This is a genomic window from Pantoea sp. SS70, from assembly GCF_029866845.1.
In the GTDB taxonomy this organism is placed as follows: Bacteria; Pseudomonadota; Gammaproteobacteria; order Enterobacterales; family Enterobacteriaceae; genus Pantoea; species Pantoea leporis.
Genome location: NZ_CP117199.1, coordinates 3,159,729 through 3,176,630 on the forward strand (window position 1 = coordinate 3,159,729; position 16,902 = coordinate 3,176,630).

Below are 16,902 nucleotides of genomic sequence, written 5' to 3' on the forward strand. Positions count from 1 at the left end.
ATGCCAACTAAAAGGGTGACTGTCCAACTGAACTCTCCTGCTTTGAAATTGCGGCCATTATATTCTGGCAAGTAGCGAAGTAAAGTTAATTATCGGTTAGTCACCCATCATTTATATTCCGTTGCAGTTGAGTTGATATTACCTCACATGCACATTCCGTAGCGGCGTGATTAATCGCGCGATTTTGCGTTAACGATCCTGCACCCAAAGCCCATCCACACATTGCGCAATGAATTGCGCCGCTACGGATTGTGCGGTTTTCCCTTATAACTGAACCATGCGTCTTAGATCATTAATGCATATGCATAGCCTGAAATTGACTATTCTTCACTGCTGCGCTCTCGTAAACTCGCGTTACTTTTTTTAGGCAAGGAAACAACATGAAAAAAATTATTCCATCACTGCTGGCGTTATCGCTGGTAGCCGCCTTCTCTGTTCAGGCAGCGACGCCGAAAGATACGCTGGTGATTGCCCAGTCTACCGATGATGCCGACAGCTTCGATCCCGCGCAGGGCTTCGAGCTCACCACGGTGCAAGCGTTCACTAACATTTATCAGCGCCTGGTTCAGTCCGATCCCACCAATCCAACCGATTTGCAGCCAACGCTGGCCACGTCCTGGCAAGCGGGCAGCGATAATCGCAGCCTGACGTTTGAACTACGCAAAGGTGCTCAGTTCGCCAGCGGCAATCCGCTGCGTCCGGAGGATGTGATCTTCTCACTGGGTCGCGTGGTGAAACTCAACCTCGATCCCTCCTTTATTCTTACCCAACTTGGCTGGAATAAAGACAACGTCGATACCTTCCTGAAAAAGGTTGATGAGAACCACGTACAGATCAGCTGGAGCGCCAACGTCAGCCCGGCGTATGTGCTCAGCCTGCTCTCCGCGCCAGTCTCTTCAATTGTTGATGAGAAAACCGCGCAGGCCAACGCGAAGAACGGTGACTTCGGCCACGCGTGGCTCGGTACTCACTCTGCCGGTAGTGGCCCGTATCAGATTCGTAAAGTGGTGCTGCACGAAGCGATTCTGCTGAGCGCGAATCCAACTTCGCCAGCGGGTGCTCCGAAACTGAAAAATATCCTGATCAAAAACGTTCCGGAACCGGCTGCACGTCGTCTGCTGCTGGAGCAGGGCGATGTGGATATCGCGCGTAACCTCGGTGCGGATCAAATCGCCTCGCTGAAAGGCAAAGCGGGCGTGAAGACCGAAGCGATTCCGATGGCTTCTCTCTATTACATCCAGTTCAACATCGGTGAAAACCCGGTGCTGAAGAACCCGGCGCTGTGGGAAGCAGCTCGATACCTATTCGACTATAAAGGTATCGCTAACGACCTGCTGAAAGGCCAGTTCGATGTGCATCAAACCTTCCTGCCGAAAGGCTTCCTCGGCGCAATCAACGACACGCCATACACTTACGATCCTGAAAAAGCCAAAGCGATTCTGAAGAAAGCCGGTCTGACCAACGTCAGCTTCACGCTTTCCACCAGCAACCAGCCGCCTTACCTCGATATCGCGCAGGCGCTGCAGGGCAGCTTTGCCAAAGGCGGCGTGAAGGTGGAAGTGCAACCTGGCCTGAGCTCTGAAGTCTCGACCCGCGTGAAGGCGCACAAATATGAAGCCACCCTCAACGCCTGGGGCGCAGACTATTTCGATCCCAACACCAACGCCGCGTCCTTCGCTTACAACCCGGAAGATGGCAGCAAAACCGTGGCTTACCGTTCTGACTGGCACATCCCGGAGCTGAACAAGCAAACGCTGGCCGCCACCGCCGAGAGCGATAACAACAAGCGCGTCGAACTCTATCAGGCGATGCAGCGTGAAGTGCTGAAGAACTCGCCGTACGTGATTGGCTTGCAGGCGAAAAACCTGATTGCGCTGCGCGACAATCTGCAAGGCTATGTGCAGGGCATCAACCCGGACATGGTGTATTACTCGCAGGTTTCTAAGTAATGGCAGTGTCAGCTTCACAGGCCGGGTTCGCCCGGCCACTTTGGCAACGCGTTAGCCACATCGTCACCAGCCTGCTCTCGCTGCTGGTGACGTTGGTCGGTTTGTTAGCGTTCACTTTTATGCTGTCGCACCTTTCGCCAGTCGATCCGGTGCAACAGATCGCAGGCGATCACGCCAGCGAAGCCACCTACGCGCAGGTGCGACACGATCTCGGTCTTGATCAGCCGGTGCTGGTGCAGTTCTGGCGCTATATCAGCCATTTGGCGCGCGGCGATCTCGGCTTATCGCATCTGACCAATCAACCGGTCAGCGCCGACCTGATACGCACCTTCCCGGCCACCATTGAGCTGGCCACCTGCGCGATGATTTTTGCCGCGGTGTTCGGCATTGCCTTAGCGCTGCTGGCGGCGTGGAAGCCGGGTAGCATCATCGATAACGTGGCGCGTTTTGTTTCGCTGCTCGGCTACTCGGTGCCGGTGTTCTGGCTCGGCTTGCTGGGTTTGCTGCTGTTTTATGCCGTGCTGCACTGGTCCGCCGGACCGGGCCAGCTTGATGACATCTGGATCTACACGCTAGAGCCAAAAACCGGCTTTGTACTGATTGATAGCTGGATGTCCGGTGATCCCGAGATGTTCCGCAATGCGATCGCCCACTTGTGGCTGCCGGTGGTGATTCTCGGCCTGCTGGCGATGGCGGGCATTACGCGCCTGCTGCGCGCGGCGCTGCTGGAAGAGAGCAGCAAAGAGTATGTTGTGCTGGCGCGTGCGAAAGGTGCCAGCCGTGGCCGCATTTTACTGCGTCATATTTTCCCCAACGTGCTGGGCACGCTGATTACCGTTATCGCCCTCTCCTACGCCACGCTGCTGGAAGGTTCGGTACTGACCGAAACGGTATTTGCCTGGCCGGGCGTTGGTCGCTACATGACTAACGCGCTGTTTTCCTCCGATGTACCGGCGATTCTCGGCTCGACCTTGCTGATTGGCAGCTGCTTTATTCTGCTCAACGCGCTGGCCGATGCCCTGACCTGGTTAACCGATCCGAGAACCCGATGACTCAACAACTCTCTGAACTGGAAACGCTGCGTCCGCGCCGCCGCCGCGCGCGCGTGACCTCGCTTTCCATCGGCCTGACGCTGGTGCTGATTGTGGTGGCGATGGCATTGTTCGCGCCATTGCTGGCGCCTTTTGATCCCAATGCGCAGATCATCTCCCAGCGTTTGCAGGCGCCGTCGGCGCTGCACTGGTTTGGCACCGATGGCTTTGGCCGCGATCTGCTGTCACGCGTAATTTATGGCGCGCGCCCCACGCTGCTGCTGGTGTCACTGATTCTGGTGCTGACCATTCCGGTTGGCCTGCTGGTCGGCATCACCGCCGGTTACGTGGGCGGCTGGACCGAGCGCGTGTTGATGCGCATAACCGATATCTTCCTGTCACTGCCGAATCTGGTGATCGCGCTGGCGCTGGTCGCTATGCTCGGCCCCGGCTTGATGAATGGCGCACTGGCGCTGGCGCTCACCAGTTGGCCGCCGTTTGCCCGTCAGGCGCGCGCGGAAACGCTGGCGCTGCGCCGCAGTGATTACCTCGCCGCCGCGCGCATGCAGGGCATCACCGGTTTACGCCTGATGTTTGGCCACATTCTGCCGCTGTGTATGCCAACGGCGGTGGTACGTGCCGCGCTAAGCCTCGGCGGAATCATTCTTTCAGCGGCGGGCCTCGGCTTCCTTGGCATGGGCGTGCAACCGCCTACCGCCGAATGGGGTTCGATGGTGGCAGAAGGCAGTAAAGTGATCTTCGACCAATGGTGGGTTGCCGCCGCACCCGGCGGCGCGATTCTGTTCGCCAGCCTGGCGTTTAACCTGACAGGCGATGGCCTGCGTGACCGACTGGATACTCGTCATGCCAAATGATCTGTTAATTGATGTACAAGGCCTGACGATTCGCAGCGATGATGCGCTGCTGGTCGATAACATTGGCTTCCAAATTGGCCGCGAGCGCGTGGCGCTGGTGGGTGAATCCGGTTCCGGTAAATCACTCACCGCACGTACGCTGATGGGCTTGCTGTCACCTTCGCTGCACTTGCAGGCCGATCGTTTGCAGATTGTCGACACCGATGCGCTGAGCCTGCGCGAGCGTGACTGGATCCAGCTACGCGGCAGTAAAGTGGCAATGGTGATGCAGGATCCGAAATATGCGCTCAATCCCACGCGCACCATTGGCTGGCAGGTGGAAGAACCGCTGGTGCTGCACCACAAATTGAGCGGCGCTGAACGTAAAGAGAAAGTGTGCGAGATGCTGGATGCGGTGGGCTTGCCCGACCCGCGTCAGCTGATGAAACGCTATCCGCATCAACTTTCTGGCGGCATGGGGCAACGCGTGATGCTGGCGATCGCCCTGATCACCGATCCTGAACTGCTGATCGCCGATGAACCTACGTCGGCGCTCGATCACGCGATGCGCGATCAGGTACTGGCGCTGATTCGTCGTCTGGTTGAGCAGCGCAACATGGGTTTGCTGCTGATCAGCCACGATCTGCAACAGGTTTCCGAGCACTGCGAACGTGTGATGGTGATGTATCAGGGCCGCGTGCTGGATACCTTGCCGGCGTCCGAACTCTCCAACGCCAGCCATCCTTACACCAGCACCTTGTGGGCCTGTCGTCCGAGTAAAGCCACGCACGGCGAGCGTTTGCCGGTGCTGGATCGTGCCGCGCTGGAGAAGAATTATGATTGAGTTAGCGAACCTCAGCGTTTCGCACAAGCAAGGTTACGAGCTGCGCACCGTGGTGCACGATGTGTCGCTGCAGGTCGCGGCCGGTGAGTGTTTTGGTCTGGTTGGTCCGTCCGGCTGCGGCAAGTCGTCGCTGCTGTGGGTGCTGGCGGGATTGAATCCGCACTGGAGCGGCAGCATGTCGCTGGCGGGCACCGCCGTGCAGCCCGGCAAAGCGTTTACCGGCCAGCTGCGCCGCGATGTGCAGATGGTGTTTCAGGATCCCTACGCTTCGCTGCATCCGCGCCATCGCCTGCGCCGCACGCTGGCGGAACCGCTGAAAATGCTCAAACGTGATAACATCGACGACCGCATTAATGCCGGGTTCTGTCATGTCGGGCTCGATCCGGCGCTGGCGGATCGCTATCCGCATCAGCTTTCAGGCGGTCAGCGTCAGCGCGTGGCGATTGTGCGCGCCCTGCTGCTGGAACCCAAGATTCTGCTGCTGGATGAGCCGACCTCGGCGCTGGACATGTCGGTGCAGGCCGAGATCCTCAACCTGCTCAACGATCTAAAGCAAAAAGATGGTTTAACCATGGTGCTGGTCAGCCACGATCCGGATGTGATCGATCACATGTGCGATCGCGCGGCGCGTATGGCGCAGGGCCGCATCGTGGAGCAACATTCAACAACAAGGAACACCGTATGACGGTTAAGTTACGTCCGCTGGAGCGGGAAGATTTACGCTTTGTGCACCAATTAGATAACAACGCCAGCGTGATGCGTTACTGGTTTGAAGAACCGTACGAAGCGTTTGTTGAGCTTTCGGATCTGTATGACAAACATATCCATGACCAGACCGAGCGCCGCTTTGTGGTGGAGCATGATGGACACAAAGCCGGGTTGGTGGAGTTGGTCGAGATTAATCACGTGCATCGCCGCGCTGAGTTTCAAATCATTATCGATCCTTCCCATCAGGGCAAAGGCTTAGCCACCAAAGCGGCAAAGTTGGCGATGGATTACGGCTTTTCGGTGCTGAATCTCTACAAACTCTATCTGATTGTCGATGAAGAGAATAAGAAGGCGGTGCATATCTACACCAAGCTGGGATTTGAGGTGGAAGGCGTACTGAAGCACGAATTTTTCATCAACGGCGAATACCGTAACACCATCCGCATGTGCATTTTCCAGCAGCAGCATCTGGCGCAGCATAAAAGCGCCAATGCGATGGTGAAGCCTACCGCGCAGTAACTCAAACTGTTGAATGATTTGTAGCGGCGCAATTAATTGCGCTGTTTTTTTTCGCGGTAAGATTGCGCAATAAATTGCGCCGCTACGATCGGTGCGGGCTTATTAACCCCGCGCGCCGACGACGTTCAGCTTCGGCTGTGGATGTTCTGGTTTGAGATCGTACATGCCGCCGTAGAAGGGATCGACCAGCAGCCAGCCGGGGAAGCCCAACAGCGGAATATTGCCGAGCAAATACCACAGATTGGCATTGGCCTCGATCGGCAAGGTTAACGGCACGTAGCCCGGACTCTCCAGCATCACCTGATAGTGCTTCTTACCAAAGTAATTCCCGGTCGATTTCGCCAGCTCGACGGTTTGCGGCGTATAGCCCTGCGCCACTGCGCGGCCGGTCTCATCCTGCACGGTGAAACGCGCGCCTTGCGGCAGGGAGTCGATTTTCACCGGTTGCGTTTCAGTGCCGACAATGGTGGCGCAGCCGCTCAGCAGCAGCGCACAGGCAGGAAAAAGAGGTCGCAGGTTCATAGCAGGTCCGCTTCAGCATCAGATAGGACAGTGTAAACTGCCCTTCTGTGCTTAATCGCGCTATCACTGATGATTTTCTGCGCTTTATTGCGGTTGACAACAGGCAGCAATCGCCGCGATATCCTGCGGCGTGGTACGGCAGCAGCCGCCAATCAGACGTGCGCCCGCCTGCTGCCATTCAGCGAATTTGTCATGCAGCGTGCAGCCCGACGGCGCGGAGTGCCAGGTTTTGCTGCTGGCATCGTACTGCTCGCCGGAGTTCGGATAGACCAGCAGCGGCTTATCACACAGCGCCTGGAAGCGGCGCAGAGCGGGCGTTACGCTCTCCAGCGCCACGCAGTTGATGCCAACCGCCACCACCTGCGGTGCCGCATGCACCAGCTCAGCCACTTTACTCAACGGCGTGCCGTCGCTGATGTGTTCGGCATCGCGCAGGGTAAAGGAGAACCACGCGCTGCTGGCAGGGAATTCAGCCAGTAAACTCACCAGCGCCTGCGCTTCGGTAAAAGACGGCAACGTTTCACAGGCCAGCAGATCGACACCCGCTTCCAGCAACGCCTTCACGCGCGGACGGTGGAACGCTTTCATCTCCTCTTCCGGCAGCGCGTAATCACCGCGATACTCCGCACCATTGGCCAGAAAAGCGCCATACGGCCCGACCGAACCGGCCACCAGCAAGGGCGCGGTGCTGGCGGAAGATGCGCGATAGTCATCACGCGCGCGCTGCGCCAGCTGTACGCTCTGGGTGATCAGTGCCAGCGCCTGCGCTTCATCTAAGCCGCGCACGGCAAAACCCTGCGGCGTGGCTTGGTAGCTGGCGGTGATCGCCACATGCGCGCCGGCAGCAAAGTAGTCGTGATGCACCTGATAAATCAGCTCAGGATTTTCCATCAGCACTTTGGCCGACCACAGCGCATCGGTCAGATTGCAGCCGCGCGCCTCCAGCTCGGTCGCCAGCGCGCCATCCAGAATCAACGTGTCAGTTTGGGTTAGAGCCTGCGCGATAGGATTACGCGACATCGTTGGCCTCCTCAGCCTTAAGGGATGACTTGCGTCGTTGCGTGACATGGTATGCGGCATAGCAGAACAGCACAAACGGAATGCCGCACCACAGCGCAATACGCTGCGATGGATCGAATGCCAGTCCGACGCACGCCAGCAGGCATAACAGGAAGCCCAGAATCGGCGTCAGCGGATAGAGCGGCGCGCGATACGCCAGCTGTTGTAAGCTGCCGCCCGCCTGCAGATGGCGACGACGGAACACATAGTGTGAGGCGCAGATGCTGAGCCACACCGCCACCACGGCAAAACCGGAAATCGCCGACAGCGCCACAAACACTGTGTCCGGCGCAATCACACTGGAGAACAGCGCCAGCAAGCCGCCAATCATGCTCACGGTCAGCGCCAGCACCGGAATGCCACGACGGTTGACGCGCGCAAAACAGCGCGGCAGCGTCTTCTCATTAGCCAGCGACCACAACATGCGGCCAGAAGCATACAGGCCGGAGTTGGCGGCGGAGAGAATGGCGGTGAGGATCACGAAGTTGAAAATATCCGCCGCGTACGGGATGCCGATCTTTTCAAACACCAGCACAAACGGGCTTTTGACGATCCCGGCCTGATCCATCGGGATCAGCGCCGCCAGCACAAATACCGTGCCGATAAAGAAGATGATCAACCGTGCGACGGTGGTGCGGATCGCCAGCGGCAGCGCTTTTTGTGGCTGCTCGGTTTCACCGGCGGCGATGCCGATCAATTCCGTGCCCGAGAAAGCGAAGTTGACCGCTACCATGGTCATCAGAATCGGCAGCGTGCCGTGCGGCAGCCAGCCGGAAGCGGTGAGATTGTGTAATCCCGGCGCAGCGCTGCCGTCTTTCATCGGGATAAAACCAAAGATCGCACCCGCACCGAGAATGATAAAGGCGATGATGGTGATCACTTTGATGATGGAGAACCAGAATTCACCTTCGGCAAAAAAGCGCGTTGAGACGATATTCAGCAGATAAATAGCGATGCAGAACACCAGACACCACGTCCACACCGGCACGCTTGGGAACCAATACTGCATACAGAACCCGGCGGCGGTCAGGCTGGAACCCAGCGCCACCGTCCAGGTGAGCCAGTAAAGCCAGGCGACGGTATAACCGGTGGCCGGACTGAGATAGCGCGCGGCATAGACGTGGAACGCGCCGGTTTCCGGCATCGCTACGGCCAGTTCGCCGAGACAGACCATCACCAACCACACCACCAGCGCACCAATCAGATAGGCCAGCAAGGTGCCGGCTGCACCGGTGGTTGAGATGATGTAGCCGGTATTGAAGAACAGCCCGGTTCCGATCACACCGCCCAGCGACAGCATCACCAGATGCCGTACCTTCATGGTGCGCTTAAAGTTTTCCTGTGGAGGCGTATCCTGAGTTTGCATGATATTTATCCGTATGGACGTCTGAACATCTATATGGACACAAGGTTATACGCGTCAGCGTGCGGATTTGCAACGGGGCAGAAGGAGAGGATTGAGTCAGGGTTTGCGGCCCCGCGTGAAACGGGGCGCAAGTTCAGGCGCCAAATACGCCTTGCAGATAACGCTCAAGCGCAATGCGCGAGCTGAAGCCGTGCGGAATGCCGTAATGCTCCTGCGAATCGCCCATTAAGTAGAGTGGGAATTGCGTGTAGTGATCGCAGGTTTTCATCTCTGAAGCCGGTTCAGCAAAGCTCTGGCTTTTCTCTTTCAGCGTCGGGTGAATGATTAAGGCGGTCCGTCCCATACGCGCTTCGCGATTGACGTACACATAGTTTTCGCCGCGACGATAACCGTAAATTTTTGGCGTTTGGGTATCCATTTCGAAGCCCACTTTCTCAAGTACGCGCGCTACCTCATCTGGTCGTAAATACATGCTTGCTCCTCTCTTCTCACAGCCCCGCAACCTTACAGCAGCAGGATGGCATGGGCATTCGGAATTTTCCCTAAAGCCTGGCACATCCCTGCGTTTAATCACGCTTCGTCTACACTAAGTATTACGTGTTAAATCAAAGGGAGCTAAAAAATGTTTAATCGAAGCGCAAAAAACGATGACATTGATATCAATCAGGATGTAAACGAACTGGCCGATTCGCTAGAGGCGTTACTTAAATCTTATGGCAGTGAAGCTAAAGACGAAGTTGATAATGCCCGTAGCCAGGCGCAGGCGCTGTTGAAGCAGACGCGTGCCAAACTGAGCGGCGGACAGAGTCGCGTATCGCAAGCGGCACGTGATGCGGGTACGCAGGTTGACGCCTATGTCCACGACAAGCCGTGGCACGGCGTGGGCGTCGGTGCGGCGATAGGCCTGGTGCTTGGCGCGCTGCTGGTGTCTTCACGCCGATAAGCCTGTGTTCGTTGACGCAATGAGCCTCGCTGATGCGGGGCTTTTTTGTGGGCGCGAGATAGTGCGCGCTTTCCCTCACCCTAACCCTCTCCCGCAGGCGGGAGAGGGAATAGTTAGCTTGATTAGCGCCTTCTCCCGTAGGCGGGAGAGGGAATGATTAGGTGGCGTTCAACTGTAACACCTATGCTGGATCGGCTCCTTCTCCCGCTTGCGGGAGAAGGCTGGGATGAGGGCCAAATCGCACGAAATCCAACCACTTCTCACACCTCGTTCCCTTTACAAAAAATTTTTCCGGCCTGGAAGGCGCATGATCTCTGGCCTTAGCGAATATCCGAAGATCAAAATCACAAAACCCTATATCTGGTGGGCTTGACCCTTTTACCCACTACATCTAGTATTCAACCCATCAACTAACTACCCAATGTCGTCAAGGACGAAGTTCGATGCAAACAGGAATTTGCTTCGTATCTCGCAATCTGACCGCAATCAAAGGGAAATACGAATCATGCGCATTATTATTTACACCAAAGACAACTGTGTCCAGTGCAATGCGACAAAAAATGCCATGGACCGCAAAGGTATCGACTATCAGCTGATCAACCTTGATACCCAACCTGAAGCCATCGACAACCTCAAATCTCTCGGCTATCGCCAGGTGCCAGTGGTGATGACACAAGACGATCACTGGAGTGGCTTCCGTCCCGACAAAATTGCCAGCCTGCGCCAGCTCGCGGCCGTCGGGGGATAAGCCATGTTTCCACTGGTCTATTTCTCTAGCCAGTCGGAAAACACGCACCGATTCATCACGCGTCTTGGGCTGCCTGCCCGCCGCATTCCGGTTGACGGCAAGCAGCGCCTGCATATCGAACAGCCCTACATTTTAGTGGTGCCGAGCTACGGCGGCGGCAGTTCGCGCGGTGCGGTGCCGAGACAAGTGATTCAATTCCTCAATGATGATGCCAACCGACGCGGGATTCGCGGGGTGATCGCTGCCGGTAACCGCAACTTCGGTGAAGGCTATTGCCTGGCGGGCGACATCATTGCGCAGAAATGTCAGGTTCCCTATCTCTACCGCTTTGAGCTGATGGGAACCCCCGACGATATCGCTAATGTAAAAGCGGGAGTGACCCAATTTTGGCAACGACAGACACCCTAAATAGCTCGCTAACTGATTACCACGCGCTCAACGCGATGCTGAACCTGTATGACGCCGATGGCCGCATCCAGTTCAGCAAAGATCATGAAGCGACGCGCCAGTTCTTCCTGCAGCATGTGCAACCCAACACCGTGCAGTTTGCCTCGGCGGGCGAGCGCCTGCGCTATCTGGTGGCCGAAGGCTACTACGAAGCCGAGGTGCTAAATCAGTACGATTTCGATTTCCTATGCCAGCTGCACGATGAAGCTGATGCGGCGGGTTTCGCTTTTCACACCTTCCTCGGTGCGTGGAAGTTTTACACCAGCTACACGTTGAAAACCTTCGACGGCAAACGCTATCTGGAAACTTTCGAACAGCGCGCCTGCATGGTGGCGCTGACGCTGGCACGCGGCAATGAAACCTTAGCGCGCGAGCTGCTGGCGGAAATGCTGAGCGGTCGCTTCCAGCCCGCTACGCCAACCTTCCTTAACTGCGGTAAGCAGCAGCGCGGCGAGCTGGTTTCCTGTTTCCTGTTGCGCATCGAAGACAATATGGAATCGATTGGTCGCGCGGTGAATTCGGCGCTGCAACTGTCGAAACGCGGCGGCGGCGTGGCGTTCCTGCTCTCCAACCTGCGAGAATCGGGTGCGCCGATTAAGCGCATTGAGAACCAGTCATCGGGCGTGATTCCGGTGATGAAGATGCTGGAAGATGCGTTCTCCTACGCTAACCAGCTGGGTGCGCGTCAGGGCGCAGGCGCGGTATGGCTAAATGCCCATCACCCGGATATTTTCCGCTTCCTTGATACCAAACGCGAAAACGCCGACGAGAAGATCCGCATCAAAACGCTGTCGCTCGGCGTGGTGATCCCGGATATCACCTTCCAACTGGCGAAAGAGAATCGCGATATGGCGCTGTTCTCGCCCTACGATGTCGAGCGCATCTACGGCAAAGCCTTTGGTGACATCAGCATCAGCGAGCATTACGACGAGATGCTGGCGGACGATCGCATCACCAAAACCTACATCAAGCCGCGCGATTTCTTCCAGACGCTGGCGGAGATTCAGTTTGAATCCGGCTACCCGTACATCATGTTTGAAGACAGCGTGAACCGCAGCAACCCGATTGCCGGGCGCATCAACATGAGTAATCTCTGTTCCGAGATTTTGCAGGTTAACAGCGCCAGCGAGTTCAATGACGATCTCAGCTATCGTCGCGTCGGCAAAGATATCTCCTGCAACCTCGGCTCGCTCAACATTGCGCATGCCATGGATTCGCGCAATCTGGCGCAAACCGTGGAAACCGCCGTGCGTGCACTGACCGCCGTTTCCGAGATGAGTGAGATCAATTCGGTGCCTTCGGTGGCGGAAGGCAATCGCCGCTCGCACGCGATTGGCCTCGGTCAGATGAACCTGCATGGTTATCTGGCGCGCGAAGGCATGGCGTACGGTTCAGAAGAGGCGCTGGATTTCACCAATCTCTACTTCTATTGCGTCACCTATCACGCCGTGCGCACCTCGAATCTGCTGGCGCAGGAGCATCAGAAGAGTTTCGACGGTTTCGCCGAGTCGAAATACGCCAGCGGCAGTTACTTCGATAAATATGTCGAACAGCGCTGGCTGCCGCGCACCGCGCGCGTGGCAAAACTGTTCGCCGATGCCGGACTGACTCTGCCAACGCAGGCCGACTGGCAAGCGCTGCGCGCAGCAGTGATGCAACATGGGCTGTACAACCAGAACCTGCAGGCGATTCCGCCCACCGGTTCGATCTCGTACATCAACCATGCGACCTCCAGCATTCACCCGATTGTGTCGCGCATTGAGATCCGTAAAGAGGGCAAAACCGGCCGCGTTTACTATCCGGCGCCGTTTATGACCAACGACAATCTCGACCTCTATCAGGATGCGTACTCCATTGGGCCGGAAGCGATTATTGATACCTACGCCGAAGCCACGCAGCACGTCGATCAAGGCCTGTCGCTGACGCTGTTCTTCCGCGACGACGTCACCACGCGCGATATCAACAAAGCGCAGATCTACGCGTGGAAAAAAGGCATCAAAACGCTCTATTACATTCGTCTGCGCCAGATGGCGCTTCAAGGCACCGAGGTGCAGGGCTGCGTCTCCTGCTCACTGTGATGAAAACTATGCAACTAAAACAAATTCAAGCCATTAACTGGAACCGCATCCAGGACGAAAAAGACCTCGAAGTGTGGAACCGACTGACCAGTAATTTCTGGCTGCCGGAAAAAGTGCCGCTCTCCAACGATTTGCCAGCGTGGCAGTCGCTGGACCACCAGCAACAGCAGCTGACTATTCGGGTGTTTACCGGATTGACGCTGCTCGACACCATCCAGAACGTGATTGGTGCGCCGGGCCTGATGGAAGATGCTATTACGCCACACGAAGAAGCTGTGCTGTCGAACGTCTCCTTTATGGAAGCGGTGCATGCGCGTTCGTACAGTTCGATATTCTCCACGCTGTGTAATACCGCAGATGTCGATGCGGCGTATCGCTGGAGTGAAGAGAATGAAGCGTTGCAGAACAAGGCGAAGATTGTGCTGGAGCACTATCGCGCCGAGGATCCGCTCAAGAAGAAAATCGCCAGCGTGTTCCTTGAATCGTTCCTGTTCTACTCCGGTTTCTGGCTGCCGATGTATTGGTCAAGCCGTGGCAAGCTGACCAACACCGCAGATCTGATTCGCCTGATCATTCGCGACGAAGCGGTACACGGCTACTACATCGGCTATAAGTACCAAAAGTCGCTGGAAAACGTCGATGCTGGCCGCCGCGAGGAGTTGCAGCAGTTTGCGATTGATTTGCTGCTGGCGCTGTACGAAAACGAAGTGGTGTATACCGAAGCGTTGTACGGTGAAGTCGGTTGGGCGGAAGAGGTGAAAACCTTCCTGCACTACAACGCCAATAAAGCGCTAATGAACCTCGGCTACGAAGCGCTGTTCCCGGCCGAACTGACCGCCGTGAACCCGGCGATTTTGTCCGCGCTGTCGCCCAACGCCGATGAAAACCACGACTTCTTCTCAGGTTCTGGATCCTCTTACGTAATGGGGAAAGCCGTAGAAACCGAAGACGAAGACTGGAATTTCTAATACGCGTCATACTTCGCGCTGCCTGGAGGCACCTACTTTTGGCACAGCAGCGTTGACTGCGCCCACTCTTCCCAGTCACATAGTTCACTATGCTGCTGGGTCGAGCGGGCTTGTCGCCTTGCTGTGACGCGAATTATTTAGCGTATTAATTCAGTGATCATTATTTTTTAAACCAATCTTATTTCCGCTCTTCTCACCCATTTATTTCACTTATATTTCTTCTTTTTGGATTGATTTTCGGCCACTCTGCACCAGAAACGGACTGAAACGCACATAAATTCACATCTTAAATGCAAAAAATTAATCCACGCGCATCCCTTGTGAGCACTGGCGATTTTAGCGATTGACTGCTGCGCGCGCCGCCGAATATCGCCATTCAGGGTTGTCAGATAATTTCACTATGTTAGGGTATAGGGCGCTTAATTTTAATCAGGACCACAACAAGAAATAGTTAAACATTTAACCGGGAAATTAATTACTGCATGGCAATTAAACTCGAAGTAAAGAATTTATATAAAGTATTTGGGGATAATCCCGAAAAGGCATTTAAGCTGATCGATAAAGGCGAAAGCAAAGAGAGTATTCTGGCAAAAACCGGCCTCTCTGTTGGCGTCAAAAATGCCAGTCTGGCCATTGAAGAAGGCGAGATCTTCGTCATCATGGGGCTTTCAGGTTCAGGTAAGTCCACCATGGTTCGCCTTCTCAATCGTCTGATCGAGCCCACTCGCGGCCAGGTAATCATAGACGGTGTCGATATTGCCAAAATATCGGAATCAGAACTGCGTGAAGTCCGCAGAAATAAGATCAGTATGGTATTTCAATCCTTCGCGCTGATGCCACACATGACGGTGCTAAATAATGCCGCCTTTGGCATGGAATTAGCCAGCATTCCTTTAGCCGAACGTCAGGAAAAAGCGCTGGAAGCATTGCGTCAGGTTGGCCTGGATAATTACGCCCACTCTTATCCCGATGAACTTTCTGGCGGTATGCGTCAACGCGTTGGATTAGCCCGCGCATTGGCGATTAATCCTGATATTTTATTAATGGATGAAGCTTTCTCAGCACTTGATCCGTTGATTCGTACCGAAATGCAGGATGAACTGGTAAAACTGCAGGCCAAACATCAGCGTACCATTGTATTTATTTCTCACGACCTCGATGAAGCGATGCGTATTGGCGACCGCATTGCCATTATGCAGGGCGGCGAAGTGGTGCAGGTCGGGACGCCGGATGAAATCCTCAATAATCCTGCCAATGATTATGTGCGCACCTTCTTCCGCGGCGTCGATATTAGTCACGTGTTTAGCGCCAAAGATATTGCGCGTCGCAGTGCGGGTTCTCTGATCCGCAAAGCCGCCGGTTTTGGTCCGCGATCCGCCATCAAGCTGCTGCAGGATGAAGATCGCGAATATGGCTACGTGCTGGAGAAACAGAAGTTTGTTGGCGTGGTGTCCACCGATTCATTGAAAGCCGCGCTGGCGGCCGGTGAAGGGCTGGATAGCGCGCTACTCGACACGCCCTTAGCGGTTCCTGCCGATACCTCCCTGAACGATCTGCTGTCGCATGTGGCACAAGCGCCCTGCGCCGTGCCGGTAGTCAGCGAAGAGAATCAGTACGTCGGTATCATTTCGAAAAGCATGCTGTTGCGTGCTTTAGACCGTGAAGGAGCCTAATCATGAGCGAACAAACAGCGAATCCGTGGGAAAGCGCCAGCCAAACCACCCAGCAACCTGCCACCACTGATACCAGCCCCGCCGCCAGCAGCAGCGATCCCTGGGCGAGCGGCGGTGCCGCGCCTGCAGATAGCAGCTCCGGCAGCGCCGATGCATGGGGCGATCCCTCCGCCGCCAGCAGCGGTGGCCACGATGCCGCCAGCAATGCTGCCAGCAGCAGCGACTGGCTGAGCAGCGCACCCGCTCCCGCGCCGGAACATTTCAACCTCATGGACCCGTTCCATAAAACCTGGATTCCGCTTGATAGCTGGGTGACTGAAGGCATCGATTGGGTGGTCAGCCATTTCCGTCCGGTGTTTCAGGGCATTCGCGTGCCGGTGGATTACATCCTCAGCGCGTTCCAGCAGTTACTGCTCGGCATGCCCGCGCCGGTAGCGATTGTGGTGTTCGCACTGATCGCCTGGCAGATTGCCAGCCCGGCGATGGGCATTGCTACGCTGGTCTCGTTGATTGCCATTGGCGCGATTGGTGCCTGGTCGCAGGCGATGGTGACGCTGGCGCTGGTGCTAACCGCCCTGCTGTTCTGCATCATCATCGGCTTGCCGCTCGGCATCTGGCTGGCGCGCAGTGAACGTGCCGCGCGCATTATTCGTCCGCTGCTGGATGCGATGCAGACCACGCCAGCCTTCGTCTATCTGGTGCCCATCGTCATGCTGTTTGGTATCGGCAACGTGCCGGGCGTAGTGGTGACCATTATCTTTGCGCTGCCGCCGATTGTGCGCCTCACCATTCTTGGGATTAAGCAGGTACCAGCCGACCTGATTGAAGCGAGTGAATCCTTCGGTGCCAGCCCGCGTCAGATGCTGTTCAAAGTGCAGCTGCCGCTGGCGATGCCGACCATCATGGCTGGCGTAAACCAGACGCTGATGCTGGCGCTGTCGATGGTGGTGATCGCCTCGATGATCGCGGTTGGCGGTCTCGGTCAGATGGTGCTGCGCGGCATTGGTCGCCTGGATATGGGCCTCGCCACCGTCGGCGGCGTGGGCATCGTGATCCTCGCCATTATCCTCGATCGCTTGACGCAGTCGATGGGCCGCGACAGCCGCAGCCGTGGCAGCCGTCACTGGTACAGCACTGGCCCGCTCGGTCTGCTGATGCGCCCTTTCAGTAAAAAAGCCTGATTTCAATGGGCG

General features: G+C 56.2%; 17 protein-coding genes. 13 read left to right on the forward strand and 4 right to left on the reverse strand.

The window, feature by feature from the left end:
- Positions 1-380 precede the first annotated feature (380 nt).
- Genes PO881_RS14600 through speG form a run of 6 tightly spaced genes read left to right on the forward strand, consistent with a single transcriptional unit; the run spans position 381 to position 5,905 of the window.
- Positions 381-1,949 (forward strand): ABC transporter substrate-binding protein, encoded by a 1,569-nt coding sequence (locus PO881_RS14600; RefSeq protein WP_280171994.1) that lies wholly within the window; start codon positions 381-383, stop codon positions 1,947-1,949.
- The gene (locus tag PO881_RS14605) at positions 1,949-3,001 is read left to right on the forward strand and encodes an ABC transporter permease (RefSeq protein WP_280171995.1); all 1,053 of its coding nucleotides are present in this window, start codon (positions 1,949-1,951) and stop codon (positions 2,999-3,001) included. Before PO881_RS14600 ends, PO881_RS14605 begins: the two co-directional genes overlap by 1 nt.
- A complete protein-coding gene (locus PO881_RS14610) occupies positions 2,998-3,855 on the forward strand; it encodes an ABC transporter permease (protein WP_101763443.1) in 858 nt (285 codons plus the stop codon). The genes PO881_RS14605 and PO881_RS14610 overlap by 4 nt, the downstream gene beginning before the upstream one ends.
- Positions 3,845-4,678, forward strand: coding sequence for an ABC transporter ATP-binding protein (locus PO881_RS14615; RefSeq protein ID WP_280171996.1), 834 nt, complete (start codon positions 3,845-3,847; stop codon positions 4,676-4,678). The genes PO881_RS14610 and PO881_RS14615 overlap by 11 nt, the downstream gene beginning before the upstream one ends.
- A complete protein-coding gene (locus PO881_RS14620) occupies positions 4,671-5,363 on the forward strand; it encodes an ABC transporter ATP-binding protein (RefSeq protein WP_280171997.1) in 693 nt (230 codons plus the stop codon). Before PO881_RS14615 ends, PO881_RS14620 begins: the two co-directional genes overlap by 8 nt.
- Entirely contained in the window at positions 5,360-5,905 is a 546-nt protein-coding gene (gene speG / locus PO881_RS14625; RefSeq protein ID WP_008101618.1) for a spermidine N1-acetyltransferase, read from the forward strand. Before PO881_RS14620 ends, speG begins: the two co-directional genes overlap by 4 nt.
- 102 nt (positions 5,906-6,007) lie before the next feature.
- Here the strand turns inward: speG and PO881_RS14630 are convergent, their stop codons facing one another.
- From PO881_RS14630 to PO881_RS14645, 4 genes are all read right to left on the reverse strand, one after another.
- Entirely contained in the window at positions 6,008-6,427 is a 420-nt protein-coding gene (locus tag PO881_RS14630; RefSeq protein ID WP_008101619.1) for a hypothetical protein, read from the reverse strand.
- A gap of 84 nt (positions 6,428-6,511) precedes the next feature.
- The gene (mmuM, locus tag PO881_RS14635; protein ID WP_280171998.1) at positions 6,512-7,447 is read right to left on the reverse strand and encodes a homocysteine S-methyltransferase; all 936 of its coding nucleotides are present in this window, start codon (positions 7,445-7,447) and stop codon (positions 6,512-6,514) included.
- The gene (mmuP, locus tag PO881_RS14640; RefSeq protein ID WP_101763440.1) at positions 7,437-8,852 is read right to left on the reverse strand and encodes an S-methylmethionine permease; all 1,416 of its coding nucleotides are present in this window, start codon (positions 8,850-8,852) and stop codon (positions 7,437-7,439) included. The genes mmuM and mmuP overlap by 11 nt, the downstream gene beginning before the upstream one ends.
- Before the next feature lie 133 nt (positions 8,853-8,985).
- The gene (locus PO881_RS14645) at positions 8,986-9,324 is read right to left on the reverse strand and encodes a DUF2002 family protein (RefSeq protein WP_280171999.1); all 339 of its coding nucleotides are present in this window, start codon (positions 9,322-9,324) and stop codon (positions 8,986-8,988) included.
- Between the two features lie 150 nt (positions 9,325-9,474).
- On the opposite strand from PO881_RS14645, the gene PO881_RS14650 reads away from it, so the two are divergent.
- The 7 genes from PO881_RS14650 to proW all read left to right on the forward strand — a co-directional run bounded on the left by PO881_RS14650 (position 9,475) and on the right by proW (position 16,890).
- The gene (locus PO881_RS14650; RefSeq protein ID WP_008101623.1) at positions 9,475-9,795 is read left to right on the forward strand and encodes a DUF883 family protein; all 321 of its coding nucleotides are present in this window, start codon (positions 9,475-9,477) and stop codon (positions 9,793-9,795) included.
- A 505-nt stretch (positions 9,796-10,300) separates the two neighbouring features.
- Positions 10,301-10,543 carry a glutaredoxin-like protein NrdH gene (gene nrdH / locus PO881_RS14655; RefSeq protein WP_008101624.1) on the forward strand — a complete coding sequence of 81 codons (243 nt, stop codon included), beginning with the start codon at positions 10,301-10,303 and terminating at the stop codon, positions 10,541-10,543.
- A 3-nt stretch (positions 10,544-10,546) separates the two neighbouring features.
- Positions 10,547-10,951: a class Ib ribonucleoside-diphosphate reductase assembly flavoprotein NrdI gene (nrdI, locus tag PO881_RS14660; protein ID WP_061718050.1), complete on the forward strand. Its 405-nt coding sequence runs from the start codon at positions 10,547-10,549 to the stop codon at positions 10,949-10,951.
- A gap of 35 nt (positions 10,952-10,986) precedes the next feature.
- Complete coding sequence (nrdE, locus tag PO881_RS14665) at positions 10,987-13,068, forward strand: class 1b ribonucleoside-diphosphate reductase subunit alpha (RefSeq protein WP_280172910.1); 2,082 nt, start codon at positions 10,987-10,989, stop codon at positions 13,066-13,068.
- 8 nt (positions 13,069-13,076) lie between these two features.
- On the forward strand, positions 13,077-14,036 hold the full coding sequence (nrdF, locus tag PO881_RS14670) for a class 1b ribonucleoside-diphosphate reductase subunit beta (RefSeq protein ID WP_110868298.1): 960 nt from the start codon (positions 13,077-13,079) through the stop codon (positions 14,034-14,036).
- A gap of 482 nt (positions 14,037-14,518) precedes the next feature.
- Positions 14,519-15,709 carry a glycine betaine/L-proline ABC transporter ATP-binding protein ProV gene (gene proV, locus PO881_RS14675; protein WP_280172000.1) on the forward strand — a complete coding sequence of 397 codons (1,191 nt, stop codon included), beginning with the start codon at positions 14,519-14,521 and terminating at the stop codon, positions 15,707-15,709.
- A 2-nt stretch (positions 15,710-15,711) separates the two neighbouring features.
- Complete coding sequence (proW, locus tag PO881_RS14680) at positions 15,712-16,890, forward strand: glycine betaine/L-proline ABC transporter permease ProW (RefSeq protein ID WP_101763436.1); 1,179 nt, start codon at positions 15,712-15,714, stop codon at positions 16,888-16,890.
- Positions 16,891-16,902: the final 12 nt, after the last annotated feature.